General features: G+C 59.0%; 24 protein-coding genes. 1 reads left to right on the forward strand and 23 read right to left on the reverse strand.

Translation table 11 applies throughout. The annotated features are described in order from the left end of the window. Window positions 1–169 precede the first annotated feature (169 nt). The 21 genes from SOX55_RS10410 to SOX55_RS10510 form a co-directional block, all read right to left on the reverse strand. Window positions 170–949 (reverse strand): SDR family NAD(P)-dependent oxidoreductase, encoded by a 780-nt coding sequence (locus tag SOX55_RS10410; RefSeq protein WP_325287389.1) that lies wholly within the window; start codon window positions 947–949, stop codon window positions 170–172. 31 nt (window positions 950–980) lie between these two features. Beyond that, entirely contained in the window at window positions 981–2,972 is a 1,992-nt protein-coding gene (locus tag SOX55_RS10415; protein ID WP_325287390.1) for a TRAP transporter permease, read from the reverse strand. Between the two features lie 148 nt (window positions 2,973–3,120). Then, on the reverse strand, window positions 3,121–4,167 hold the full coding sequence (locus tag SOX55_RS10420) for a TAXI family TRAP transporter solute-binding subunit (protein WP_325287391.1): 1,047 nt from the start codon (window positions 4,165–4,167) through the stop codon (window positions 3,121–3,123). A 310-nt stretch (window positions 4,168–4,477) separates the two neighbouring features. Continuing rightward, complete coding sequence (locus SOX55_RS10425) at window positions 4,478–5,431, reverse strand: ketopantoate reductase family protein (RefSeq protein ID WP_325287392.1); 954 nt, start codon at window positions 5,429–5,431, stop codon at window positions 4,478–4,480. Window positions 5,432–5,452: 21 nt separating this feature from the next. After that, window positions 5,453–6,973 carry a UxaA family hydrolase gene (locus SOX55_RS10430; protein WP_325287393.1) on the reverse strand — a complete coding sequence of 507 codons (1,521 nt, stop codon included), beginning with the start codon at window positions 6,971–6,973 and terminating at the stop codon, window positions 5,453–5,455. A 31-nt stretch (window positions 6,974–7,004) separates the two neighbouring features. Then, window positions 7,005–8,300 (reverse strand): lactate racemase domain-containing protein, encoded by a 1,296-nt coding sequence (locus tag SOX55_RS10435; RefSeq protein ID WP_325287394.1) that lies wholly within the window; start codon window positions 8,298–8,300, stop codon window positions 7,005–7,007. A 27-nt stretch (window positions 8,301–8,327) separates the two neighbouring features. Next, a complete protein-coding gene (locus tag SOX55_RS10440) occupies window positions 8,328–9,368 on the reverse strand; it encodes an Ldh family oxidoreductase (protein ID WP_325287395.1) in 1,041 nt (346 codons plus the stop codon). Between the two features lie 157 nt (window positions 9,369–9,525). Beyond that, window positions 9,526–10,059 carry a 2-oxoacid:acceptor oxidoreductase family protein gene (locus SOX55_RS10445; RefSeq protein ID WP_325287396.1) on the reverse strand — a complete coding sequence of 178 codons (534 nt, stop codon included), beginning with the start codon at window positions 10,057–10,059 and terminating at the stop codon, window positions 9,526–9,528. 14 nt (window positions 10,060–10,073) lie between these two features. Next, window positions 10,074–10,889 (reverse strand): thiamine pyrophosphate-dependent enzyme, encoded by an 816-nt coding sequence (locus SOX55_RS10450; protein WP_325287397.1) that lies wholly within the window; start codon window positions 10,887–10,889, stop codon window positions 10,074–10,076. A 1-nt stretch (window position 10,890) separates the two neighbouring features. After that, the gene (locus tag SOX55_RS10455) at window positions 10,891–12,036 is read right to left on the reverse strand and encodes a 2-oxoacid:acceptor oxidoreductase subunit alpha (RefSeq protein ID WP_325287398.1); all 1,146 of its coding nucleotides are present in this window, start codon (window positions 12,034–12,036) and stop codon (window positions 10,891–10,893) included. Between the two features lie 2 nt (window positions 12,037–12,038). Further along, window positions 12,039–12,236 carry a 4Fe-4S dicluster domain-containing protein gene (locus SOX55_RS10460; RefSeq protein WP_325287399.1) on the reverse strand — a complete coding sequence of 66 codons (198 nt, stop codon included), beginning with the start codon at window positions 12,234–12,236 and terminating at the stop codon, window positions 12,039–12,041. A gap of 330 nt (window positions 12,237–12,566) precedes the next feature. Beyond that, window positions 12,567–13,391 carry an AraC family transcriptional regulator gene (locus SOX55_RS10465; protein ID WP_325287400.1) on the reverse strand — a complete coding sequence of 275 codons (825 nt, stop codon included), beginning with the start codon at window positions 13,389–13,391 and terminating at the stop codon, window positions 12,567–12,569. A 221-nt stretch (window positions 13,392–13,612) separates the two neighbouring features. After that, window positions 13,613–14,548 (reverse strand): AEC family transporter, encoded by a 936-nt coding sequence (locus tag SOX55_RS10470; RefSeq protein ID WP_325287401.1) that lies wholly within the window; start codon window positions 14,546–14,548, stop codon window positions 13,613–13,615. 107 nt (window positions 14,549–14,655) lie between these two features. Further along, window positions 14,656–15,060 carry a PaaI family thioesterase gene (locus SOX55_RS10475; RefSeq protein ID WP_325287402.1) on the reverse strand — a complete coding sequence of 135 codons (405 nt, stop codon included), beginning with the start codon at window positions 15,058–15,060 and terminating at the stop codon, window positions 14,656–14,658. Window positions 15,061–15,142: 82 nt separating this feature from the next. Next, complete coding sequence (locus SOX55_RS10480; RefSeq protein ID WP_325287403.1) at window positions 15,143–16,357, reverse strand: mandelate racemase/muconate lactonizing enzyme family protein; 1,215 nt, start codon at window positions 16,355–16,357, stop codon at window positions 15,143–15,145. Between the two features lie 44 nt (window positions 16,358–16,401). Further along, window positions 16,402–16,770 (reverse strand): hypothetical protein, encoded by a 369-nt coding sequence (locus tag SOX55_RS10485; RefSeq protein ID WP_325287404.1) that lies wholly within the window; start codon window positions 16,768–16,770, stop codon window positions 16,402–16,404. Window positions 16,771–16,791: 21 nt separating this feature from the next. Then, window positions 16,792–18,111, reverse strand: a complete 1,320-nt coding sequence (locus tag SOX55_RS10490) for an acetyl-CoA hydrolase/transferase family protein (protein WP_325287405.1) — start codon at window positions 18,109–18,111, stop codon at window positions 16,792–16,794. Window positions 18,112–18,196: 85 nt separating this feature from the next. After that, window positions 18,197–18,790 carry a lactate utilization protein gene (locus SOX55_RS10495; RefSeq protein ID WP_325287406.1) on the reverse strand — a complete coding sequence of 198 codons (594 nt, stop codon included), beginning with the start codon at window positions 18,788–18,790 and terminating at the stop codon, window positions 18,197–18,199. Between the two features lie 393 nt (window positions 18,791–19,183). Beyond that, entirely contained in the window at window positions 19,184–19,429 is a 246-nt protein-coding gene (locus SOX55_RS10500; RefSeq protein ID WP_325287407.1) for a hypothetical protein, read from the reverse strand. A gap of 7 nt (window positions 19,430–19,436) precedes the next feature. Beyond that, window positions 19,437–20,090, reverse strand: a complete 654-nt coding sequence (locus SOX55_RS10505) for a hypothetical protein (RefSeq protein WP_325287408.1) — start codon at window positions 20,088–20,090, stop codon at window positions 19,437–19,439. A gap of 108 nt (window positions 20,091–20,198) precedes the next feature. After that, window positions 20,199–20,462 carry a hypothetical protein gene (locus SOX55_RS10510; protein ID WP_325287409.1) on the reverse strand — a complete coding sequence of 88 codons (264 nt, stop codon included), beginning with the start codon at window positions 20,460–20,462 and terminating at the stop codon, window positions 20,199–20,201. Window positions 20,463–20,857: 395 nt separating this feature from the next. Between SOX55_RS10510 and SOX55_RS10515 the strand changes: the two genes are divergently transcribed. Beyond that, window positions 20,858–24,052 carry an InlB B-repeat-containing protein gene (locus tag SOX55_RS10515; protein ID WP_325287447.1) on the forward strand — a complete coding sequence of 1,065 codons (3,195 nt, stop codon included), beginning with the start codon at window positions 20,858–20,860 and terminating at the stop codon, window positions 24,050–24,052. 565 nt (window positions 24,053–24,617) lie between these two features. Here the strand turns inward: SOX55_RS10515 and SOX55_RS10520 are convergent. Then, entirely contained in the window at window positions 24,618–25,544 is a 927-nt protein-coding gene (locus SOX55_RS10520) for a tyrosine-type recombinase/integrase (protein ID WP_325287410.1), read from the reverse strand. After that, a complete protein-coding gene (locus SOX55_RS10525) occupies window positions 25,541–26,452 on the reverse strand; it encodes a hypothetical protein (protein ID WP_325287411.1) in 912 nt (303 codons plus the stop codon). The genes SOX55_RS10520 and SOX55_RS10525 overlap by 4 nt, the downstream gene beginning before the upstream one ends. Between the last annotated feature and the right edge of the window lie 49 nt (window positions 26,453–26,501).

Below are 26,501 nucleotides of genomic sequence, written 5' to 3' on the forward strand. Positions count from 1 at the left end.
CCCCCCCCCCCCCCCCCCCGGCCCGCTTTTTCTGACCGCTCCCGGGGGCAATCCGGATTCTCCCGCCATGTCCTTCGGGCAATCCCGCTTCGGATACCCCGGGCAAAAAAAGCAGCACCGGCGATCATTCGCCGGTGCTGCGCAGGATATGCTCTCAGGTCAGAAAGGCTCAGTTCTGATAGGAATACAGGGGGTTCTGCACGCAGAACTTCGCGCCGGCCACTTCCACCTGGGTGCCGTTGATGTAGCCCGCGTTGTCGGAGGCCAGGAACACAATCAGCTTGGCCAGGTCCTGGGGAGTGCCGAATCTCTGCATGGGAATGCTGCTCATGAGGGCGGGGCCGTTCATGGCAATATTCTTGGCGGAGATCTCCGTGGCCGTCATGCCGGGGACGTAAGCCACCACCCGGATGTTGTCCTTCGCCAGCTCGGCGGCGAAGGAGCGGGTCAGGGAGGACACGCCGGCCTTGCAGGCGCTGTAGGGGGCGCGGCCCGCGTTGGGAATCACAGCGGAGAAGGAGGACGCGTTGAGAATCACGCCGCCGCCGATTTTCCGCATGTGCTCCGCGGCGATCTTGCTGCCGGAGAACACCGACACCAGGATCACGTCGGCCATGGCCCGGAACTCCTCCACATCGTAGTCCATCAGGCTCTTGATGTGGTTGGAGCCGGCGTTGTTGATCCAGACGTTGATCTGGCCGAAGGTCTGCTCCACCTCGTCGGCGAAGGCAGCCAGGGCGTCATAGTCGGTCACGTCCACGGAGCGGGCCAGCACCTTGTCATAGCCCTGGGCCGCGAACTCCGCCTTGGCCTCCTCCAGCTTTTCCAGACGCCGGCCGCAGATGGCCACATTGCAGCCTTCCTTCAGGAATTCCAGCGCGGCAGCTTTGCCGATGCCGGTGCCGGCGCCGGTGATGACCACCGTTTTGCCGGTCAGATTCATTTCCATAGCTTTCGAACCTTTCTTATGGCCGCGCCGTTCAGGCAGCGGCTTTCTTCTTGGAGCGCTTCAGCTGGGCCAGGAAGACCACAGCCAGCAGGACGATACCCACGGCGTCGGTGGCGATGCCGGAGACGATCAGGCAGATGGCGCCCACCAGCAGGGCCGCTCTCTCGTAAATCTTCAGGTTGGTCTGATAATAGCCGATCATGGCGCCGCCCAGGCAGTAGCAGCCGATGCAGGCGGTGACAAAGGCCCAGATGATCTGCAGCGCGTTGCCCTGCAGCATCATCAGCTCAGGCGAGTACACGAAGATGAACGGAATCACGAATGCCAGCAGGCCGATCCGGACTGCCGTCCAGCCCACCTTGTTGGGGTTGGCGCCCGCAACACCGGCACCGGCGTAGGAAGCCAGAGCCACAGGAGGCGTAATGGCGGACAGAGCGGCGTAGTACAGCACGAACAGGTGCGCGCCGGCCTTGGCCACGCCCAGGGAGGTCATGGCGCCGGTGGCCACGGTGGCGGCCACGATGTAGGCGGCGGAGGTGGGCATGCCCATACCCAGAACCACGCAGGCCAGCATGGTGAACAGCATGGTCAGGAACAGGTTGCCGCCGGCGGCCTTGATGATGATGTTGGCCAGCTGCAGGCCGATACCGGTCATGTTGACGACGCCCACGATCATACCGCAGACGGCGGTGGCGATGGCCACGCTCATGCCCTGCTTGGCGCCGTTCTCCAGCGCTCTCACCAGGCTCTTCAGGTTCAGGCGGGTGTTCTTCTTCAGGGAGCTGACAATGATCAGGGCCACGATGCTCAGGAAGCAAGCGTAGGAAGCGCTGTAGTTCATCATCAGCAGGGCGATCAGCAGCACCACGGGAATCAGCATATGGCCGCGGAGCTTCATCTCTTCCTTGATCTTGGGCAGCTGGTCCTTGGGATAGCCCTTCAGGCCGGTACGCTTGGCCTCCAGATCAACGTTGATCCACAGGGCCACATAGTACAGCACGGCGGGGATGATGGCGTAGATGATGATGGTACGGTAGGAGACGCCCAGATACTCCGCCATGATGAAGGCGGCGGCGCCCATAACAGGCGGCATGATCTGGCCGCCGGTGGAGGCAACCGCCTCAACGGCGCCGGCGAAGTGGTTCTGGTAGCCCAGCTTCTTCATCAGGGGGATGGTGAAGGCGCCGGTGGTCACCACGTTGGCGGCGGCGGAGCCGTTGATCATACCCAGGAAGCCGGAGGCCACGATGGACACCTTGGCGGGACCGCCGTCACGGTCGCCGGCGATGGCCAGAGCCACGTTGGTGAACAGCTCGCTCAGGCCGGTCTCGCTGAGGAAGGCGCCGAACAGAACGAACAGGAAGATGGTAGAGCAGGAAACACCCAGAGGAATACCGTAAATACCCTCAGAAGAGGTAACCATCTGCTTGAGCAGACGGGGGATTCCGAAACCACGGTGATGCAGAATGCCGGGCAGGGACTTGCCGAAGTAAGCATACAGCAGGAACAGAATCGGCAGAATGCACATGATCGAGCCGATGCTGCGGCGGCCCGACGTCAGGACCAGGACGATGATGATCACGCAGACAGCATAGTCAAGCTGCGTCAGCACGCCGCCGTTGGCGGCAATCAGGTCAATTCTGCTGCAGAGGTAGAGGTTGCAGATCAGTGCCAGAGCAGCACAGATGACGTTCCAGGGAACGAAGTTCACCAGGGTGCCGTCCTTCTTCTTGGCAATGGGAACATTCAGGAAAATCAAGGCCATCACGAAGCCCAGATGGATGGCACGGGCCTTTGCGGAGGGCACGGTGCCCCAGGGGCTGGCCAGATACAGCTGGAAAACGGAGAGAATCATGGCCATGACGGTGACAACGCGGGCCATGATGCCCTTGTTTTCGGTCATGACGGATTCCGAGTCGTATTTTTTCAGGTTTTCTTCCACGTCCAGCATCTCAATGCTGTCCAGAGCGCTCTTGTGCTCTTCGGCATTGGTCTGGGTGGTGTCTTTCAGATTATCGCTCATTTGTCGGCTCCTTTCCGAAGCGTTAAGATCTTTAACGCAGAAAGTAAGGGCGGATGGAAGTCCGTTGAAGACGCTCCCATCCGCCCATCACTTACTGCTTTTTCATTATTTGCTCAGAGGTCAGCAAGCTTATCGGGCGAATGTCCGATCAGATGGCACCGACTTCCTTGAAATACTTCTCAGCGCCGGGATGCATGGGAGCCGTCATACCGTTGGTGACGTTCTCCAGGGCCACGTTGCCCTTGATGATGCTGTGGATCTCCTCAACGGAAGACAGGTTTTCATACATGCACTTCACGAACTGATAGACAACTTCCTCCTCCAGGTCGCTGCGGCAGAAGATGTAGTTGGCCACGGCGAAGGTGTGGATGTCTTCATCCTGGTTGGCATAGGTGCCGGCGGGGATGGTGTAGGGATAGTAAGCATCGCTCAGAGCGCAGATGGCGTCCAGCTGCTCGTCGGTGAAGGAGATCAGGTGATAGTCACCGGTGGAATACAGCTCGGTAACGGAAGCGGCGCCGATAGCGGCGATCAGGTTGGCAGCCTGAGCCTGGCCGTTCTTCATCAGCTCAACGGACTGGGACTCAGAGGTGTACTCCAGCTTGGCGTCGTCATAGGTCATGCCACAGGCGGCGAACATGTCGCGGGTGTTCAGCTCGGTAGCGGAACCGGAAGCGCCGGCGCCGAAGGTCTTGCCCTTGATGTCGGTGAAGTTCTCAATACCGGACTTGTTGGAAACGGCGATCTGCATGACGTTGGGATACATGTAGGTCACAGAGGAGATGTTGTCGAAGGTCTCACCCTCGAAAGCACCGGTGCCGTCCAGAGCGGTCTTCACAACGCCGGCCTGGCCGAAGGCGAAGTCGGTCTCGCCCTCCTGCATCAGACGGATGTTGTCGGGGGTGCCGCCGGTGGACTGAGCGGAAGCGTTGAACCACTCAGGCATGGTGTCGTTCAGCAGCTGGCACAGGCCGTTGGCGATCAGGAAGTAAGTGCCGCCGGAAGTGGCGCCGCAGATCTGGATGGTGTAGGGGGAAGCGGGGGCCTGGGGACCGCTCTCAGCAGCGGCGGAAGCAGCGGGGGCAGACGCGGCGGGGGCGGGGGTGGAAGCAGCGGGGGCCTGGGTCTTGCTGCCACAAGCGGCAAGGGACATCACCATTGCAGCGCTCAGCAGCAGAGCAACAATCTTTTTCATTTCGTTCCTCCATTTTCTTGATTTATTTCATTGCTTTCGCAAGGAAATACGGTTTTGGGGCATTTCCCAGATTTTGGCCAATTTCTCCAGAATTCCGAAAAGTACCCGGGCAGCTATGACCTAATTCTACAAAAAATGTGAAACATTTTCAATTCATCTCCCGCAGAATCGGACAAAAACTAAGTTTTTCGAGAATATAGCTGAAAAATATTCTTAACACCCGAAAGAACACGTAGCATTATTGCAGAAAAAGCAAGCCGATTTTCGTCGAACTGCCTATTTTTTCCGTGTCGGGCAGCCCGTCGGGCGGTTACTGCCAGCGGTCCTCGTAGTGGTTGCTGATCAGGCGGACCAGGTGGTACAGCGTCTCGTTCACCGGGGTGGGAATGCCGTGCTTCCGGCCCTCCCGGATGATGGTGCCGTTGATGGTGTCGATCTCCGTGGGACGCTTGTTGTGCATATCCTGGCACATGGAGACATAGTGGTGCTGGTTGTAGTAGGTGGCCTGCACGAAGGCCCGCATCTCATCGAAATACAGGGGGATGCCGTTGGCCTGGGCCACCGCCACGCACTCCGCGCAGATCTGGTTCAGCAGCATGAAGCCGTCCTGATCGTTGGAGTAGATGTAGTTGGGCAGCTGGGCAATGCCCGCCAGGGCGTTGCCGCAGGAGTTCAGGCACAGCTTCTTCCACACAAACTTCTCCGCGGCCACGCCGGCGTCGGTGGAGTAGCCCATCCGGTTGAACAGCTTGCCCAGCTCCGTGCAGAAGGGGTCCTCCCGGCGGCTGAAGGGCACAATGCTGATCAGCGGGGTGCGGTTGTGGTTGGTGGTATCCTTCACAACGCCCAGGCCGGGGGCGTCGGCAGCCACGCTGGCGGCGCCGAAGAACACCCGCTCGCCGGGGACGGACTCCGCGATGATCTCCGCGTTGCCCATGCCGTTCTGCAGCGTCAGCACCCGGGTCTCCGGGCCGATGGCGGGCAGGGCGTTTTTCACCGTGCGGGCGGTCTGATAGCCCTTGCTGGAGATCATCACCAACTCGGGATAGACACCGTCGGCCACGGCGTCCGCGGCCTCCAGCGCCACATGGGGGTGGAACACCTTGTCCTCATGGTCCTTCTCCACCAGCAGCAGGCCGTCGGCGGTGATCTTCTCCACCTGCTCCTTCCACTTGGTGACCAGCCAGACCTCATTGCCGGCTTCCATCATCCGGCAGCCGAACAGGCACGCCATGGTGCCCGTTCCCATAATCACAACTTTCATGTGTTTCTCCTCTGTCTTCTCTCAGGCGAACACGCCGATGGGCCAGGGAGCGTACTCGCTCTCGCCCACACCCAGCTCTTCGCTCTTGGTCTTTTCTCCGGATGCCACCTTCAGCAGCTCCTCAAAGATGATTTCGCCCATCTGCGCAATGTCCAGCTTGCCGTCAATCACCACGCCGCAGTTGATGTCCATGTCGCCCTCCATGTGCTCGTACAGGGGGGTGTTGCTGGCCAGCTTGATGACGGGGGTCAGGCAGGAGCCGAAGCAGGAGCCGCGGCCGGTGGTAAAGCACAGCAGGTTGGCGCCGCCGGCGATCTGGCCGGTGGAGGCCACGGGATCATAGCCCGGCGTGTCCATGAAGCAGACGCCGGGGGTGGTGACGGGATAGGCATACTCGTACACCTCGTTCAGCGGGGTGGTGCCGCTCTTCTTCACGCCGCCCAGGGACTTTTCCAGCACGTTGGTGAGGCCGCCCTTGTTGTTGCCCGGGGAGACCTTGCCGTTGATCTGGCAGTCCCGGCCCTCGGTGTGCTTCAGCCACCAGGCCAGCCGGTCCACCAGCTTCTGGCCCACCTCGGGGGACACGGCCCGCCGGGTCAGGATGTGCTCGGCGCCGAAGATCTCGGTGGTTTCGGAGTGGATGCAGCCGCCGCCGTTGCGGACCAGGATGTCCATGGCCTTGCCCAGGGCGGGGTTGGCGGACAGGCCGGAGAAGCCGTCGGAGCCGCCGCACTCCAGCGCCACCAGCAGGTGCTCGGCGGAGCAGGGCTCCCGCTTCACGTCGTTCACCAGGGGCAGCATCTCCTCCACCAGCCGGATGCCCAGCTCAATGGAGGCCTTGGTGCCGCCCACCTCCTGGATGACCATGCGCTTGAGACGGTCGCTCTCCGTCAGCTGCTGGGCGTCCATCAGCTTGTCGATGTTGTTGCGCTCGCAGCCCAGGGACAGCAGAATGGCGCCGCCCATGTTGGGATTGCGGATGTAGCCGGCAATGGTGCGCTGCAGCAGGGCCAGAGGCTCGCCGGACTGCTCCATGCCGCAGCCCAGCTCCGTGATGAACGGCACCACGCCGTCCACGTTGGGATAGGCCTTCATCCGCTCTTCGTTGAAATACTCGGTGATTTTCCGGGCCACGGTGGCGGCGCAGTTGCTGCACACCAGCACGCCGATGTAGTTGCGGGTACCCACCCGGCCGTCAGCGCGCCGGATGCCCATGAAGGTGCGGCGCTGCTCCGGGGGCAGCAGCTCCACGGGATGGCAGTCGGCGCCGAAGGCGTAGTCCACGCCCCGGGCGTCGAACTCGTCGTTGTGGTTGTGAATGACTTCGCCCTTTTTGATGTCGCAGGAGGCGTAGCCGATCACGGTGTTGTACTTGCGGATCTCCTCGCCCTTCTTGATATCCCTGGCGGCGCACTTGTAGCCGGCGGGGATCTCCTCCAGGACGGTGATGTCCTCATCCTCCAGGTACAGGCCCTTCTCCAGGGGATGACGGGCGATGACCACGTTATCCTCCGGCTCCAGGCGGATCACATGAAGATTCATGCGGAATGTTCTCCTTTCCTTCGTCGGATGCTCACTTGCTCAGGGGACGGCCGAACAGCGTCAGGTTCCCCTCCTCATCGAAGGGAATGGGGAAGAAATCCCCCACCACCTCGATTTTGTCCCGGAACTTTTCGGGGACGCTGTCCAGCGCGGCTTTGGACATGTAAATCTCCCCCATCTCATGGGTGGACACGCCGATGATGATGCTGGCGTCCAGCCGGTTGGGCTTGCCGCAGAATTTGGCGGCGGCCTGCAGAACCTGCCTGTCGGTGTCCAGAATCATGGGCATCTTGGCGGTGCCGATGGCGGTGGAGGTCAGGCAGTTGACGTAGGCCAGCTCCAGATCGCACTTTTCGTAGAACCGGCGGGAGGCGAAGTCCGCCTGGCCCATGCCGTTGGGGTTGTGGTCGGAGGCGTCGGTCAGGTCCAGCACGCACAGGGCCCGGAACTTGGGGCCGCCGGTCATGCCGGGGACGTTGTAGCGGCCGATGAGGTTGCTGTCCAGGCCGGAGCCGGAGACGTCCTTGCCCATCTCCATCATCACCAGCACGTCCGCGCCGTCCACGTAGTAGCGGGGCATCAGCTCGTTGGCCCGCTTCAGCAGCTTCGGCTCCTCGGTGAGGATCTCCTCCTGCTTCAGCACGTGGACCTCCGACAGTCGGCCGAAGGCGTCCTCGATGGTGCCGATGCCGCAGACGATGCGCAGGGTGGACAGCGTCACCTTTGCCACCGCCAGAATATTCTCGCCCATGTTCTCGAAGCCCAGAATGTGGGTCATTTCCGCCCCCTTCTGCTTGGCCAGGCCGATGGCGGTCATCTTGGTGATGCCGCTCTCGATGGGGCCGCGGAAGGCGGTGTGGCACTTCACCCGGTTCAGCAGGATGATGCCGTCGCACTCATAGGCGTTCTTGTCGATGTACACCGGCAGGCCCTTCTCCGTGGTGCCGATCTGCACCACCTCCATGGAGGAGAGGATGGGCGCGCCCATGGCCTCCTCGGTGATGCCGTTGTGGTGCAGCACCGCCCGCTGACCCTCGGCGGTGGCGCCGCCGTGGCTGCCCATGGCCGGGATCAGAACGGGCTGGGCGCCCCTGGATTTGACGAAATCCACAGTGGTCTTGACCAGGGTGCGGTACTGGTCCACACCCCGGCTGCCGCAGGTGATGGCGATGCGCTGGCCGGGCCGGATGTCCAGCTGCCTGTCCTCCAGCTTCCGGGTCAGCACTTCCCGGACGTTCTGCAGCTCCAGGTGGTCGAACTTCTGGCGCACCCTGACGATTTCCGGCAGCTCAATGGGCGCCAGAATTTCCTCAATCGCAGGATTCATGATGCGTTTTCCGTGAAGCCCCGGCGGTCAGAAGGTGTATTCCACGCCGAAGGTGTCGGCCATCTCCCGGAAGTCCCGCAGGGTGGCCTCGGAGAGGTCGATGCCCTCTTCCATGGCGATCTTGGTCTTGCCGGCCTCGATTTCGCCGGGGATGAGCACGCCCTTGGAGCCGGCGGCGGGACGGCAGGCCTTCAGCAGGTCGAACATGGCGTCCACCCGCTTCTTGAAGTCCTCCACAGGGCAGTACTTGCTGATGTCGATGCAGCCCATGAAATAGCCCACGTTCACCTGCTTGTCGGTGCACTCGAAGAAGCGGGCGATGTTCACGTCCATGTCAGCGCCGCTGAGGGCGAAGGACAGCAGGGAGACAATCAGCTCCAGGGCATAGCCCTTGTGCAGGCCGAAGGGCAGCAGAACGCCCTCGTTGGCGGCGGCGGCATCGGTGGTGGGGTTGCCGTCCTTGTCCAGGGCCCAGCCCAGGGGGATGTCGCGGCCTTCCTTCATGGCCAGGGCGATGAAGCCCTTGGCGGCCACGCTGGTGGCGATGTCCAGCACCAGGTCGGTGTGGCGCTCCGCCGGCAGGGCGATGGAGATGGGGTTGGTGCCCAGCAGGGCGTCGGCGCCGCCGTAGGGGGCCACCAGAGCGGGGGCGTTGGCGAAGCTGAAGCCGATCATGCCCTCCTTCATGGCCATCATGGGATAGTAGGCGCCCAGGCCGTAATGGCAGCCGTTGTGGACAGAGGCGAAGCAGGCGCCGGAGACTCTGGCCTGCTCAATGCACTTGCGCATCATGATGGGAGCCGCCACCATGCCCACGGCGTGCTTGGCGTCCACCACGTAGGAGGTGGGGGAGGTCAGCCGGATGTCCATATCCTCGCCGTTGGTGGCCGTGCCCTTGAGCATCCGGTCGCAGTAGTCCTTCATATGGGTGGTGCCGTGGGTGCGCTGGCCCCGCACGTCGGCCGCAAGCAGAACGTCCACGCAGACCTTGGCGTTCTCCTCGCTCAGGCCGGCCTTGACCCACACCTTCTCGCAGAAGTCGCGGATCTGCTCAATGCTGTATTTCATGGTTTTTCCTCCAAATCATTCTCAGTTTTCTTGCCCGCCCCGCGGCCCCGTCTTGCCCGGAAGCCCGCGGAGGAAAGCCGCTTTTGATCGGAACACAGACCGTGCAGCATTCCGGGGAAGGTTTCCCTCCCCGGAATGCTGCACAGTGATCAACAGATTACAGAGACAGGCCCAGATCCAGAGCCTTCTCGTTGATGGCGATGACCTTGTCCTTGCCGGCGAAACGGGATGCAAACGCCTGCATGACCGTCTCCTTGTGCAGCAGGTTGCAGCGCTTCATGATCACGCCCAGAGCGATGGTGTTGGCAGTCTGCATGTTGCCGATCTGCTCAATGCTCATGGTGCGGAAGGGATAGCCGATGTGCTCACCCTTGGCGCCCTCGGCGGGGGTGACCATATCGCTGTCATAGAAGATCTTGGTGTGGTCGCCGAACTTATCCACATAGCGGTCATAAGCCACCTGCGCCAGGCACAGGATGATGTCGGGGGACTCCACGTTGGGATAGCCGATGGGCTGATCGCTGATGATAACGTCGGTCTTGGTGAAGGTGCCGCGGGTCTCGGAGCCGTAGGAAGCCGCCATGGTGGCGTACAGGTCCTTCTCGAAGATGGAAGCAGCCTGGCCCAGAATCTCGCCGTTGGAAATCAGGCCCTGACCGCCAACGCCGCTCAATACGATTTCAGTTTTCATTCCTTACTCCTCCCTCACTTGTCAATGTTCTGCTCGTCGATGATTCTCTTGTACTTGGTGTAGTAATCATCGCGATCCTTGTTGACGATGCAGCCGGTGATCAGACGGCCTTCCAGCTCCTCGGGAGTCATCTTGGCAGCCTTCTCCACGGAGACGCTCTGGTCGTTCATCAGCTGCATCATGCGGGCAGCCTCACCCTGCTTGTTGTATCTGCCGTAGTGAGTGGGGCAGGCAACCATGACCTCGATCAGGGAGAAGCCCTTGTGCTCGATGCCGCCGCGGATCAGCTTGCGCAGCTGAACGGGGTTGTAGGTGGTGGCGCGGGCCACATAGCCGGCGCCGGCGGCCTCAGCCAGCTTGCAGATGTCGAAGTTCTGCTCCACGTGGCCGTAGGGAGAGGTGGAGGTGATGCTGTTGGTGGGGGTGGTGGCGGAGTACTGGCCGCCGGTCTGGCCGTAGTTGTAGTTGTTGGCGATGATGGCGGTCAGGTTGATGTTGCGGCGGGCGCAGTGGATCAGGTGGTTGCCGCCGATGGTGGTGCCGTCGCCGTCACCCATGGTGACCAGCACGTTCAGGTTGGGGTTGGCCAGGGCAATGCCGGTGGCGGCGGGCAGCGCGCGGCCGTGGGTCACGTGCATGCAGTTGATGTCCAGATAGTCGTCCACGCGGCCGAAGCAGCCGATGCCGCTGACCAGGGCGATGTCGTGCTTGTCCAGCTCCATATCGGCGAACACGGCAGCGATGGACTGCAGAACAATACCGTCGCCGCAGCCGGCGCACCAGGTATGGGGCAGCTTGTCAAAAAGCATGTAATCCTTGTAAGTAGCCATATCAGTTCTCCTCCTCCAGCTTGTCAATAATCTGCTGCGGAGTAATCAGGATGCCGTCAGTGCGGTTGGCCTGAATGACCTTGCAGCCGTAATCATTGAATTTTCTGACCTCGCCGGCCAGCTGACCCAGGTTCATCTCGGGCACCACCACGGTCTTGACCTTGGACAGCACCTCGCGGATCTCCTTCTCGGGCATGGGCCAGATGGTGACGATCTGCAGCATACCGGCCTTCACGCCCTTGGCGCGCAGGATGTCCACGGCGGTGTGGGCGCTGCGGGTGGAGCAGCCGAAGGTGATGAACGCCACTTCCGCGTCCTCCAGCTGATAGCTGCGGGTGATGGTGATGTCGTCCACGTTCTTCTCGATCTTGTCGGTCAGGTAGTGGGTGACGCGGTTGATGTTCTGGGGATTGGGAGCGAACTCGCCCTTCTCGTCATGGGTGGAACCGGTGGTGCGCATCAGGAACTTCCGGTCGCCCACGAAAGGCATGGGAGCGGGCATGTTGCTGGAATAGCCGTAGGGACGGAACTCCGCCTGGGTCATGTTCTCGTCGGGCTGGACGCGGTTGAAGATCTGGGAAGCGTCGGGCTCCACCTCGGTGACGGTCTCACGCAGGTGGCCGATGACCTCGTCAGCCATGAACAGCACGGGAGTGCGGTACTTCTCGGCCAGGTTGAAGGCGGTGATGGTCAGATCATAGCAGTCCTGAACAGAGGAGGGGCTCAGGGCGATGATGCTGTGGTCGCCGTGGACGCCGTAGCGGGCCTGCATGATGTCGGCCTGGGCGGGCTTGGTGGCGGCGCCGGTGGAGGGGCCGCTGCGCTGCACGTCGAAAATGACGGTGGGGATCTCGGACATAATGCCCAGACCCAGGTTCTCCTGCATCAGGGACAGGCCCGGGCCGCTGGTGGCGGTGAAGGACTTCTTGCCGGCCAGAGAGGCGCCCAGAATGGCGGCCATGGAGCTGATCTCGTCCTCCATCTGGATGTACACGCCACCGTGGCGGGGCAGCTCCTTGGCAGCGCCCTCAGCGATCTCCGAGCTGGGGGAGATGGGATAGCCGGCGTAGAACCGGGCACCGGCAGCAATGGCGCCGTCAACGATGGCGTTGTTGCCCTCGATAAACTTCTTAACCGTGTTTGCCATAATTACTTTACCTCCACATCAATCGCGAAATCCGGGCAGCGCATCTCGCAGAGCTTGCAGCCGATGCACTTGTCCATGTGCACGGCCACGGGCACCTGGCCGACTTCCTGCTCAATGACCTGCTTCGGGCAAAGGGCTGCGCAGATACCGCACTGCTTGCAGCGCTTTTCGCTGATCGAAATCTTGATTTCTTTGCTCATCTTCTTAACCTCCGCATAAAAGATTTTTCCAGTGGAATCTCATGCCCAGCACGCACCCGCACCCCGCACCGGGTACGGCGGAAGCCATTCCGGACCTGCTGCGGGTTGCGTTGTTGCTTTCGATCATAATATATACTCTTCCGCAAAAAACTGTCAATTTATCTTGCCTAACATTGGACAAAATGAGAGCTTTTCAGTTAAAAAGCAATATGCTTCCGATTCGTCATTTGCCGTGGAAAAGCAAACCGGCCGGCAGCTGCCCGCCGCCGGCCGGAAAAGGCCCCTGTATTCTCCCCGCCCTCCGGGGCGGGCAGCGCGCCGCTCCGCGCCTTACGGCTCCACCCTGCGGCTGAAGGACATCTGCTCCTCCTTGGAAAATTTTCCCGGGGAGTAGCCCGTGTGCTTTTTGAACATCTTGATGAAGTGGGTGCTGTTGTGGAAGCCCACCTGCTCGCCGGCCTCCTGCACGCTGACGCCGTGGCGCAGCAGGGCGCAGGCCCGCTTGATCCGGTAGGTCACAATGTAGTTGCCCACGGAGAAGCCGGTGGCGTCCTTGAAAATCTGGCTGAGCCGGGACTTGCTGATGAAAAAGGTCTCCGCGATATTGTCGATGGTAATATCCTGGTTGTAGTTTTCATGGATGTACTGCAGAACGTCGTTGATGCGGCGGTCGCTCTTCACGGTGGGGATCTGAATCCCCTCCTTCTGCTCCGCCACCCGGGCCATGGTCAGCAGGAACTTGCTGAAGTCAATGTGCCGCTCCACGTCCGCCGCGAAGCCGTCCCCCACCTCCTGGGTCAGCCGGCTCAGCTGCTCCAGCGTCTGGGCGATCTCGTCGCTCTGCATCTGCAGCGCCAGAGGCAGGGCGTTGAAGAAGGACACCAGGTCCGTCCGCTCCGTGGAGATGGACTGCAGGAACTCCTGGGTGAAATGGATCACATAGCGGTCGTAGTTCTTGTTTCCGTGGCAGAAGCAGCGGTGAATCTCCAGCGGCGACAGGAAAAACACCATGCCGAACTTCAGGGAATAGCCCTTCTCCTTCACAAACAGCTTTCCCTCGTTGCACAGGGAAATGAAAATCTCGTAATACTCATGGAAATGGGACTCCGGGTGCATGTCGTGGGTGTATTTCAGTATTTCGTATTCACGGCTCATAACGTCTCCCTCTTCTCTCATCCCGCCTCCGCTGGAGGGCACCTCCGCGGTCTTCCGCAGCATCAGGCCATATCACTGGCAAAAACGCAGGCAAAAAGGAAAGCTTCCGCCGCAGGCGGGAAAAACCATTCCTTTTTCACTGCAAATATCAGGAGTTTTGCACAGCTGTTCCAAATTATAGTAAAGGAAACTTTTCCGTTTGTCAACCATTCCCGGCTCCGTCAGATGATCATCATCAGCACCGGAATCACCACGAAGCAGGCGATGGTGGTCAGGGCCGCGCCCTGGGCGGCCATCTGCTCGTCGGCGCCGTACTCCGTGGACACCACCACCGTCATGGAAACCACCGGCATGGCGGACTCCACCAGGAACACGCTCCGGCCCAGGCCGCCGATGCCGAAGGCGGCGCACATCAGGAAGCACACCCCCGGCGCCAGCAGGAACCGGAACACCATCACCAGCAGCATGGACCGGTCCACCCGCAGGTTTTTCAGTCCGATCTCATAGATGATGAAGCCGGTCATCAGCAGCGCCAGCGGCGACACCAGGCTCTTCATGTACTGGCAGTAGGACAGCACCATATGGGGCAGCCGGATGTCCAGCGCCACCAGCACAATGCCGGTGATGATGCCGATCACCGGCGGCGTGCACAGCACCTTTCTCAGCATGTGGCCGGAGTCGCCCTCCGCCGTGCCGGACCAGCGCACCAGGGGAATGCCCACCAGCTGGATGAACAGGGTGTTCACCAGGTAGAACATGGTCACGTAGGGGGACGCCGCGTCGCCGAACAGCTCCGTGCACATGGCGTAGCCGATGAACACGCAGTTGGACAGGCTGCACATCATCATGAACACGCCGAACTGCTTCCGGGGCAGCCGCAGCAGCTTCGCCGTCAGCCCGGAGAGGAGAAAGCACAGAATCTCGTTGACAAAGGGCACCAGCAGCAGCGCCGCCGACTCCCGGACCATTTCCCGCGTCAGGTTGGTGTTCAGGCTGTGGATGCACATGGCAGGAATCGCCACGTTGGTCAGCAGCTTGCTGATGAATTTCTTCCCCTCCGGCCGCATCACCTTTGTGACGGCGCAGACATATCCTGTGGCCGTCAGCAGCAGGATGATGGCCACGGACGCCGCTGAATTCAAAAAAGTCTCTACCATAAAATCTGCCTCCCCGATGTCCGCTGTCACCGGCAGGGCATCGTCTTGTCTCCTCTCTTCGGCGCTCTGTCCCCTCCGGCTTCCCGGCGGCGGACAGTCCCCTTCTCTCAGGACAGGTGCAGCACGTACTGGCCGGAGGCGATGAGGGTCTCCCCGTCCTCCCGGATCTCCACCTGCACAAAGGCCATGGTGCGGCCCCGCTTGATCAGCCGGCCGGTGCCGGTGAGGCGCCGCGCCGTCTTTCCGGCGGACCGCAGGTAATTCAGGGTGCCGCTGACCGTCACCGCCCGACCGTCATGGACGGAATGGACCGTCAGGCCGGAGGCCACATCCCCCAGGGAATACACCAGTCCCCCGTGGGGAATGTCCCAGATATTCTTGCTGTCGGGGGTCAGGTCCGCGGCCACCTCCGCGTGTCCCTCCTCCACGCTGACGGCGTAAATGCCGTTGGCCGCGTTGAAGGGGCATTCGTTGATCCGCCGGATCAGGTAATCCGCCCGCTCCGCTTCCATACAATTCCTCCTGTCTCCGGTTCCGGAACCGGCAGCAAGGAGCAGGTATCCCCGCGGGCACCTGCTCCTTGCTGAAACTTGTTTACAGTCCCAAAGATGCCTTTCCGCCGCCGATGACCACCTTTTCATAGGTGGCCATGGCCTCCTCGCTCATTTCCTGTCCGATGCCCGGACGGTCGCACATGTGGAACTGTCCGTTGACGGGCATCCACTCGTACTTTCCGCCCTTCCGGAACTTGGACTGGAAATTGCCGTTGTGGAACTCGTGCATCACGAAGTTGGGGATCACCGCCTCCAGCTGCAGAGCCGCCGCGGTGGCGATTGGGCCGCCGCAGGAGTGGAACTGCACGCCGATGTCATAGACGTGGGCCATGTCGGCGATCTTCTTTCCCTCGGTGATGCCGCCGGTGTTGCACAGGTCCGGCTGGGCGATGCTGATGGAGCGGTCCTCGAAGAACTGGCGGAAGCCCCAGCGGGTGTAGCACCGCTCCCCGGTGGCCAGGGGGATGTGGATCTGATCCCGGATCCGGTTGAACACCTTGGGGTTGGAGGGCATGGTCGGCTCTTCATAGTAGAGGATGCGGTAGGGCTCCAGGGCGTTGGCCAGATCAATGGCCGTGTTGGCGTCCAGCGTGCCGTGAATCTCGATGATAATGTCCAGCTTCTCGCCGCCGGCCTCCCGGGCCGCGGCAATCCGCTCCACGGCGATCTTCCGCAGGTCATAGGGGTAGACGCCCTTCAGGTTGTCGCCCCGGTGCAGGTAGGCGGTGGAAAAGTCCTCCTGCTCCAGCCCCGCGAAGCAGGGGTCAATCTTCACGGCGTCATAGCCGTCGGCCACGGCGTCCTTCACCGCGTCATAGTAATCCTGGGGGTCATACAGCAGGACGGCCCTGTCCTCCCGGGTCACCAGGGTCTTCCAGCCGGTCTGCAGCTGGGAGGCGTAGGTCCGCATGGTGTCCCGGGTCTTGCCGCCCAGCAGCTTGTACACCGGCAGGCCCAGGGCCTTTCCCTTGATGTCCCAGCAGGCGATGTCCAGCGCCGCCATGGCGGCGGACACCGTCACGCCGCCGTTCATACCCCAGAAGGTATGGCGGTGCAGGTGCTCGTAGATTTTCTCCGTGTCAAAGGGGTCCATGCCGATGACCAGCTTGGCGAAATCCTGGCAGTTGCCCCAGGCGGCCGTCTGGCAGCAGCCGTAGGACAGTCCGGCCTCGCCGAAGCCGCTGATTCCCTCGTCCGTATTGACCTTCACGGTGATAAAGGGGCCCTTGTAGCACTCCACGCTGGTGATTTTCACAGCAGTCACCTCATATGTCCGGTCCGTCCGCCGGCCGGTTTTCTTTATTTCTTGTTGGTCAGATGGATGCCGAAGCCGTTCATCTCGCCCTTGATATAAATCAGGGAGATGGTCTTCCCGTCCGCCTCATAGCGGGTGGAGTCATAGTCCATCTCATAGCCCTGGGACTTCAGATACTCGATGGCCCGGTCAATATCCGGCGTGTAGAACGCCAGGTGGCCCAGCGTGCCGCGGCCGCCCTCCTTCATCAACTCCATCTTGTTGTCGGCGATAAAGTGAGAGGTGGGCATCTCCCGGGCGTCGTCCATTTTGAACACGTTCTGGCAGAACCGCAGAAGCCGCTCCGCCTCCTCCCGGGTCTGGCCCTTCACGCCCACGTGGGCAAACTCAAAGGTCACATCCTCGAATGCCATGCCGTTTTCTCCTTTTTCTGTTTACTTGAAGGACTTGGCCGCGTACTCCTCCAGCTCCGCCCGGAAGTCGGGGTGGGCGATGGAGATCATAGCGTCAGCCCGCTCTCTCAGGGACAGGCCGGACAGCTTCACCACGCCGTACTCCGTGGCCACGTACTGAATCATGGTGCGGGGGGCAGACACCGTGCTGCCGCCGGGGATGAAGGGCAGGATGTTGCTCTTCCGCTCGCCGTCCTTGGTCATGCGGGAGGAGTTGATGCAGATGAAGCCCTTGCCGCCCTTGGAGCGGTAAGCGCCCTCCAGGAAGTCCATCTGGCCGCCGATGCCGGACAGCTGACGGGTACCGGCGCTCTCCGCGTTCTCCTGGCCCATCAGGTCCAGCTGCACGCCGCCGTTGATGCTGATGAAGTTGCTGATGCGGCTCATCCGCTCCGGGGAGTGGACATAGTCCAGGTCACCGGGGTGGAAGAGGTTGGGATTGGCGGCGATCCAGTCATACATCTCCTGGGAGCCCATGGCCAGGTTCCAGGTGGACAGGCCGGTGTCGATCTCCTTTTTGGCGTTGGTCAGCTTGCCGGCCTTGAACATGGCCAGGTAGGCGTCGCTGATGGTGCCGGTGTGGCAGCCCAGGTCCTTCTTGTCGGACTCCGCCAGCATGTTGGCGATGGTAAAGGGCACGCCGCCCACGCCCAGCGCCAGGGTGGCGCCGTCGGGGATCTCCTCCACCACCAGCTTGGCGATGGAGATGTCGGTGGGGCTGGGGTCCTTGTAGCTTCTGGTGGGCAGCGGCTCGTGGGTGCCCTCCACAATGTAGTCCGCCTCGCTGAGGTGGACCCGGTTGGAGCCCTCCACGCCGAACACCACGGGATAGTGCTCGTTGATCTCAAAAATCACCGTCCGAGCGTTTTCCATCATCACCCGCCAGCTGAAGTTGGAGATGCCCAGGCTGCAGTAGCCGTCGGCGTCCGGCTTGGACACCGGCACGCAGACCACGTCCGTGCGCACGTGGCCCTGGCGGTACAGGTCGGGCAGCAGACGCAGCGCCACGGGGACGAACCGCACCAGGCCCCGGGTCTGGAGCTTGCGCTCATAATCGCCGATGTGCCAGCTGTAGTAGTGGAAGGCAGTCTGCTCCGGGTCCTGCTCCACCACCTCGATGCGGGGGCGGATCACCAGGCCGCCGCGGACCTTCACGTCCCGCAGCTCCTCCTTCCGGGCGGCGATTGCCCGGTCCATCAGCTCCGGGAAACCGGCGCCGAAGCCGTAATCCACCCAGTCGCCGGACTGGACCGCCTCGGCGGCCTTCTCCGGAGTCACGAATTTATGCATGTACTGTTCCATAGAAAAGCTCCTTCCCCGCAGGCTCTCTGCGGCTGTCTTTCGTTATTGTCTGCCCTGCCGGCTGCCCGGATTTCCGGGAAACCGCTCAGAAGCCCAGGTCCTCGTCGATCAGAATCACCTCTGCGGCCATGCCCTGCATGGGAGCCATCAGCACCACGAGTCCGCGGCACAGCCGTTCCGGACTCTTGCAGTCATAGCAGCGGTCGCCCTTGACGGCGCACGGCGTCTTCCGCTTCAGGCGCACCGCGTTCTTGGGGGCGGCAACGTTTCTGGCGCGCCAGATGGCCTGGTGAAAATCAGGGGTCAGCTTGTTCCGGCCGATGATGAAATACACTTTCTTGTGGCCGTACAGCGTGGAGGCCACCCGGTTGCCGGCGCCGTCGATGTTGACGATCTCGCCGGTCTCGGCCAGGGCGTTGGCGGAGACCAGATACACGTCCGCGGTGGCCGCCACGGCCCGCTCCTGCGGTCCGTTGACCCAGTGCCAGTGGACCTCGTTGTGGGTGCTCAGCACGTCATACAGCTTCAGCTCCTGCACCGTGGCGGAGCCGCCGATTCCCACGGAAACACCGTCAATGGCCTCGTTCAGGTAATTCACGGCCTCCTGTCCCGTCTGGAACACGCGGACCTCAAACCCGTGCTGCTGCAGGGCCTCCTGCGCCTTTTTCAAATCTGCCATCCCGTGTACTCTCCTATCGTAACGTAATTTGTATGAACCCGTCGGTTCAGCGTGCCGGAACGCTCCGGACGCGCGCGGTCTCCGGAGCGCTGTCGGGAAGCCCCGGGAAAGCGCCCTCCGGAATCGTTCTGTCTGCCTCCTCCCGGGAAGCCGGCATCTCCGCGTCGGCGCGGAAGAGTGCCGGCGTTCTCCGCCGGTTCAACGGAGCCGCTTCCCCGAAGGGCATCGGCTACCGCCCCACCACAGGCACCCGCAAACCGGCAGAGAAACGCAAGCCAGGAGGTATTGTGGCATCTATACTGTATCATGAGAATTCCTTCCTCTCAATAGAGAATTCACCCACATTTCCCTCAAAAACTGACATATTGTCCTGTTTTTTTGCAGGACAATATGTCATTTATCCGCCTCCGGATTCCCCGGTTTTCCATCCCTCCGGGAAGTTTCCCTGTTCCCTTTTCCCGCGAAATGGGGAAACGCCCTGAACCGGCTGCGGTTCAGGGCGTTCGTGTTCTGACGGACGATACATGACCCGAATTTCAGAATTCCCGCTTCAGCCATTCCCGTTTCGTGCCGGAATGTCCTGTTTTCAAGGCTTTCAGCAGGTTTGAAGCCGTGCGGGAATGCCTTTTCAAGCATCATTCCAAGGCTAAATAAGGCCACATACTGTTTTGACATCCGTTATTGTCTGCTGAAGGAAAACAGAAATCCCGTCATAATCTTTCTTTTCAATCATTGAAATGATCTTTTCTGTTGCAGCAAGTTGTTTATTTGCGGATTCAATCGTGTATTGACTCAGATCATTCCGGACTGCATTGAAACAGGGTAACGCGGCATCATATTGACGGGTCATGAGTAAAGAATACGCGACATGCAGCTTCGAAACAACAGGAGCCACCCTGATGCGTTTTGAAGAGTCATTTTGCAAACAGTCAATCAGTTTCAGAGGTGTGGAAACCGTTTGGAAAAAAGGTAAAGCTTCATTGCGGATCGTTTCTGCTATTTCGTTGATATCGCAATCATAGTATTCGGGGTCACTTCCCCAATACCCCTTTTGAGCAAGGCCCGGTCGCTGGATATGATATCCAACTGTTATATGCAGCCGTTCTGAAGGTATATAAAGCGGCTGAACAGCCACATGAACCTGCATAGCAGTTGGCGGAAAATCAAATACAATCATACAAACAATATCCGATTCTTCCTTGATCAGGAAGGTGCGTTTGTAAAGTGTAAAACCGTAGTCTGATGCAATTTTTTTGGATAACTGTTGGATTCTTCTTTTGAATATGGTTCGTTCGTTCATGTCTCCTCCATGATGGGGCGGCGGGCAACCGCCTCCCGTTTTCCGCCTTAATTGTTGTTGAGACATTCATTACTTCACCGGATTGACCGGAAAGACCCGAGTTCCTGCTTACCAATAAATCGATAAGGCAATTGGCGGCTCAATTATTTGGTTATCCATGTTTACGAAAAAACCTCTGGGGTAAATCTCTTCTGAAGCCATGGAACTGCTCACCGCAACACAATATAATTTGTAACGGGGCGGTGTCAATTCCATTTCAGGATAAATAGCGACAATTTCATCATAAGACATTCCCATGCACAAACTCTCTTGTGAAAAAACATAGCACTTACTATTTTTCGTTACGAGATTTAAAGCGTCATCAATATTCATACCAATAAAATCATCATTGCTTTGAGCGATTGAATCAAATTACTTTATGTTTATTGTTTGCGAGAATAGTTTCCACCCGCAATGCGCAGATACCGCATAAGCAGCACAAAACGTTATCAACGTCAGCAGGATTAGGGTCCGTACTCTTTTCATCAGTTCCCTCCCGTGTTTTTGCATTTCATTGATCCCAGAAAAATGAACGAAGGCGGAGGTTCCTACAGGCTGGTCACGCTTATTTCGCTCTATTTATTATTCTAATTGATTGCATCAGGCAGATCAAGACACCGCATGCAAATCCCCGTCCTGCCGGTGCTTTTCGAAGGCTTACGTGCAGACCTGTTGATTGCTCTTTGAAGATATATTATACTTTATTCAGAACGAACAATTTGAATGAAGTGGGCGATCAGATGGCGAATTATACAGAAGCACAATGGAATGCGAAAAAAGTCGAGCTGATGGAAACGTGCTTCAACGGCTTTGCGGATCTGGGATTGCACGGCACCGGTATTCGCACCCTCGCGAGGCATTGCGGATATAACACTTCCATGATTTACACCTATTTCGAGAATCTGGACGACCTCATCATCCAGTCCACCGAATACTGTATGAGCAAGGTGGAGCAGGACTTCATGTCAAAAGCGCCGACCGATGTTGAGAACTTACGGAGGTTTATTGACGAGATACCATACTGGACGGCAAAAAAACACGGAAAAAAGTACAGGCTGATGTATCAGGTGTATACGCACCCGAAATACAGAGAATACGGTCAGAAGTTCTTTCAAGGAGTAGATCAGCGTTATACCGAATACGCCAAAAGCCTGGAGGACAAGCTGGGGATCCCCTATCAAAAGCTGACGCCGCTGATTTTCGTTCTGATCCGGGCGTGTGTACATTACGCGTTATTCGAGGACGAGTTTTATCTGAAATCCCAGATAGAAGTGTTGAAAGAAACCCTGGAACTTTTTGTCGCGAAATACAACCCAAAGCAATCCAAAAGGAGGACTGAAAACATGAAAAAACGCTTATTGGGCATCCTGCTGACCGCCTGCCTGTTGGTGGGACTGCTGCCGACGGTGGCGCTGGCGGCAGCCCCAACGGATGTGGGGGCGGACTTTACTGCCGACGACAATGGAGAAGCGGCGCTGGCGCTGCTCAACGATGCGAAAACAGGAACGGCCGAGAGCACATGGGATAGCGACACAAACACCCTCACCCTCAAGGGCGTGAACTTTACCACCAGCGCCATTACCGCGGTGAAGCTGCCCGCGGGCACGACCATCGTCCTGGCGGATGGCACGGCCAACACCATTACCGGCGGAGATGCCAGTGTAACCGGAGACGAACTCGTTCCCGAGGTCTACGGCATCTACGCCGAGGGTGTCCTGACCATCCGGGGCGAGACTGCCGGCACCGGCACGCTCACCGTGACCGCCGGCAGCAACAGCTGCTTCAGCTATGGCATCTATGCAGAAGATTATTCCGATAGTGAAACCGAACAAAGTGTTGGCGGCAAGGTCACCATCACCGGCGGCACCATCACCGCCACCGGCGGCGCGGCGGATTACAGCTACGGCATCTTTGCCGGCAGCATCGCCATCTCCGGCGGTCATGTGACCGCGACCACCATGGCTCCTGATGGTATTGCGTTGGACAACGAACCGACCCTGCCCGCCGCCTATTGGTGGCGCATCAACGAGGAGAAACCGTTTGCCGCTGCTGCAGATGGAGAGAATGGGTATCTCCATGATGGACCTTCCTATTTGGAGATCCGGAGCATCTGCACGGTTACCCTGAATGCCAACGACGGTGTATGTGAAACAGCATCGCTGACCACTAACGAGAACGGCAAGCTGGCCTCTCTGCCCACCCCCAGTCGTGAAAGCTACACCTTTGACGGCTGGTACACGGCGGCTGAGGGCGGCGCACAGGTCACCACCGACACCGTGTTCAACGCAAACACCACGATTTACGCTCACTGGACTTCCGACGGCGGCGATGCGGCTCTGACCTACGGCATCGGTCTGGATGTGAGCAGTACCCATACCTTTGACCCCGCTGATGTGGGCTACGGCGCTCAGACGTCCAGGACCGTCACAGTGAGCAATACCGGCACCGGCGCCACCGGCGATTTGAGCGTGGCACTTTCCGGCACGAACGCAGACGCATTTACCGTAAGCACGGCCAACATCAGCAGCATTGCACCCGGCGGCACCGACAGCTTCACCGTGGTTCCCAACACCGGCCTGCCTGCCGGTACCTACACGGCCACCGTGACCGTTGACGGAGATTCTGTTGATGCCACGAGCTTCGCCGTGAGTTTCACCGTAAATGCAGCAACCGAATACACCATTACCCTTGATGGAAACGGCGGTACGCTCTCCGCAACCAGTATAACCACCACCGGCCAAAAGTTGGCCTCTCTGCCCGATCTCCTCCGCAGCGGTTACATCTTTGACGGCTGGTTTACAGCGGTGACTGGCGGCGACCGGGTTACTGTTGACACCGTGTTCAATGGGAACACCACCATCTACGCCCACTGGACAGCTGTTTCTTCCGGCGGCGGCTCCTCCGGCGGCGGCTCCTCTTCCTCCTCTGGCACGACCACCAAGAATCCTGACGGCTCCACCACCGCAACGACTACCGATAAGGCCACCGGCACTGTGACGGAGACCACCAAGAACACGGATGGCAGCACCACCACCGTGGAGACCAAGAAAGATGGCACAGTTACTGAGACCGTCAAAACCGCTGACGGCACCACCGGCACCGTGACCACCGACAAGGACGGCAATGTTGCCGAAGTCACGGCTACCGTTTCCGCTGCTGCTGCCAAGGAAGCTGGCAAGACCGGCGGAGCCGTGACCCTGCCCGTGGAAGTACCCTCTGCTAGTACCACCGAGGACGCTCCCGCTGTGGAGATTACCTTATCCAAGAGCAGCGGTTCCGTTAAGGTGGAAATCCCCGTGGAGAAAACCACGCCCGGCACCGTGGCCGTCATCGTGAAGGCCGATGGCACCGAAGAAATCGTCTCCACCTCCAGAGTGACAGAAAACGGCGTATCCCTGAAGCTGAACGGCTCCACCACTGTAAAGGTCTTCGATAATGCCAAGAGCTTCAATGATGTTCCTGTCTCCAACGTGTTCTATAGTGAGGTCTGCTCCCTTAGCGCCCGTGAGATCATGGTGGGCAAGAGCGGGGCGAAGTTCGACCTGTATAGCAGCGTAACGTTGAACCAGCTCTCCAACGTGGCGGGCCGTATCACCGGCGACGTGGACGTCAAGGACTACAACGGCGGTATCGCCTGGGGACAGGCCAATGGCCTGAAAACCGGAAATAAGTCCGCCACCCGCGGCGATATGCTGAGCGCGCTGTATACTGCGGCAGGCGCTCCTGCTGTGGAGGATACCAGCAGCCTGTCCAATCTCAATGATGCCTCCGCCATCCCTGACGACATGAAGGCGGTTACGGCCTGGGCACTCCAGAACGGCGTCCTGAAGGGCACCGCTGACGGCAAGGCCGACTTGGGTGCCAACGTCACCCGCGGTCAGGCCTGTGCACTGGCCGGGCGGACATTGAACACCTTGGGGTAAAAGAGAATAAGCCAGCAGGGCAATGCCCTGCTGGCTTTTTTCGCAACAGGCCCATGCCATCCCAATTCGCCGGGATGGCGTGGGCTCATTTCGGTGGTATTCCGCATCCGTCCGGGGCATTGGCGGGCATGAGTTGTTCCGCCCACCCCGTATCTGTCTGCCTGAGAGTGGGAGCATACCTTTGCGCAGATGGATGTATCGCAAAGGCCCAAACCAAAATTTGCGATGCAGTAATCAAAGAGGAGGGCTATATGGCCGCCAGATTTTTGGGGCATAGCGACCTGAAGATGCTGACCCGGATCTACGACCATACAAGTCCTGAAACGCTGAGAAAAGCCATTCAATCAGCAAAAGAAGGTGCCTCATAAAAGCACCTTCTTTTTTTATTCCCCACGCTCTCTATCGAGGCCATTTTTCTCAAAAGTGTCGTATTTTGTCGTATTTTCCTGTTTTCCCTTATTCCCAGCAAAATCAAAAAACTCCCAAATCCTTGCGGCTCTAGGAGTTTAGATGGTGGACGATACAGGACTCGAACCTGTGACCCCCTGCACGTCAAACAACAGGGTCAATGGAGAAACTGTCCCACAGGCGACAAAATGGAAGAACGAAGATGCTGCACGGCGGTTTCCATGCTGGTTAGATTGGCATGGGAATACCGTGCTGTTGTTTTAATGTCGGTATGTCCTAAGAGTTCCATGACCACACGCAAATCAGCACCGGATTCCCGGGTCAGCGTGGCAAAGGTATGGCGGCAACAATGGGGGCTAAGGTGACGCACATCCGGCTCAGTTTCCCGCAGCTGACGGAAGAACTTGTCATAGTCCCGGTTAAAGTTCCGGGGATGCAGGACAGTGCCGCTTTTCGTGCTGAACAGGTACTCCCCTTTATGGGGCAGCGTCCGCAGCCTGTACGCCAATTCCGGAACAAGCGGAACCGTCCGTAAGCTATGCTCCGTCTTTGCCAAGTGTTCCTCTACCCGGACGTGGTTGCCGCTCAGGAACACCGCACGGTTGACCGTCAGGGTGGTGTCCGTAATATCCGTTTCTTTCAGCCCCAGAAGCTCACCACGGCGAATCCCGGTCAGCAGCAAGGTCATGATACCCACGCCCGTCCGCTGATACTCATAGCAGCTTGCAAAGGCCAGAATCAGCCGGACTTCTTCCATGGTAAAGGATTCCCGGGGCTTTTCAATCATGCGGGGAATTTTCAGATGGGCAGCAGGATTTCGAGAACAGAAACCATTGTCAATAGCGGTGACGAACAGACTGCCAACGAATACCCGCAGTTTGTCCATGTAGGATTTGGAATACTGGCGGGCGAAGCTGTTATAAAACTGCTGCAAGTGCATGGGCAGGATCTCCGTCAGGTCCCGGTCTTTCAGTTCCTGCGGGATATGGTCAGCCAGATGCAGCAGCGTGTCATAAGAGTTGTCCTTAATGGTCCCCAGCTTGTAGGCTGCAAGGTACTGAGGAATCCATTCTTCGAGGGTCATAACCCACCCCTTTCCAGTTCACGGAGCGTCGCAGAAACAAACCGGTCAACCGCTTTCCAGTCATCGGGAGAAAGAGCGGAATTTCCGCAAGAGTCAATCAGATCATGGTACTTTCGCCAAGTATTGGAACTGCAGGACGCCTTGAGGGCAGGAATCAGATCGGGGTGCTTGATACAAGCCAGAACTTGGAAAGGAAGCGACACAGCATCAACATCCAGCTGAACACCAGCAAAAACATTCAGCGAGGGGAACAGATCGCGCAGTGATCGCTTGTAATCGCCTCCCACTGTGATCTCACACCGGGTCACAGGAACAGAGAGGCCACATTCTTTTGTCTTGTCATACAACTTCATGGCATTGTGTGCGCTGCGTTCTCCCTGGTACTCCGTAAGGCCCTTTGAAGCGTCCCAGAATTGCCGATAGCACTGGCGGCTGTTTCTGATCAGGGTAACTTCCTCCCGGCTCACAGGGAAATCAAAAGCCACATCATAGCGGACAATTTCCCGCTTTACACAGCCCTCAGAAAGAATCTGCACAACAACGTCAATGCAGTCACGAGGAACTTTGTTGGGGTTGAAATCGAATACAGCTTCGGGTGCTGTCTGGCGGCAAGAACTATCATACGTGTATCTACCGACCATAACCGCACAAGACCAGTCAAGCCCTTTAATTGTACAGGTGTGCTCGTACTTTCCGATACGAAACTCAGCAGAAGAAAAGGCAACCTCATAACCACGATAGAACAACCGTTCAAGGTGGGAGCAGCAACGGTCAACCGCAAGAACAGGCTCCCTCTTGTCATGGTCAAACCCCTTGTACTTGTATGTAAACTTCATGCGGACGTTATCGACGGAAACACGGCAGTAAGGGTCATCATAGAAAGCACCATACGGAATTCCAGAGTACAAGCGGTTCACTCCTTTCCAAAGCAATACAGGGCCGAAACTCAAAATTTGA

The organism is Dysosmobacter sp., assembly GCF_034093755.1.
Lineage (GTDB): Bacteria > Bacillota > Clostridia > Oscillospirales > Oscillospiraceae > Oscillibacter.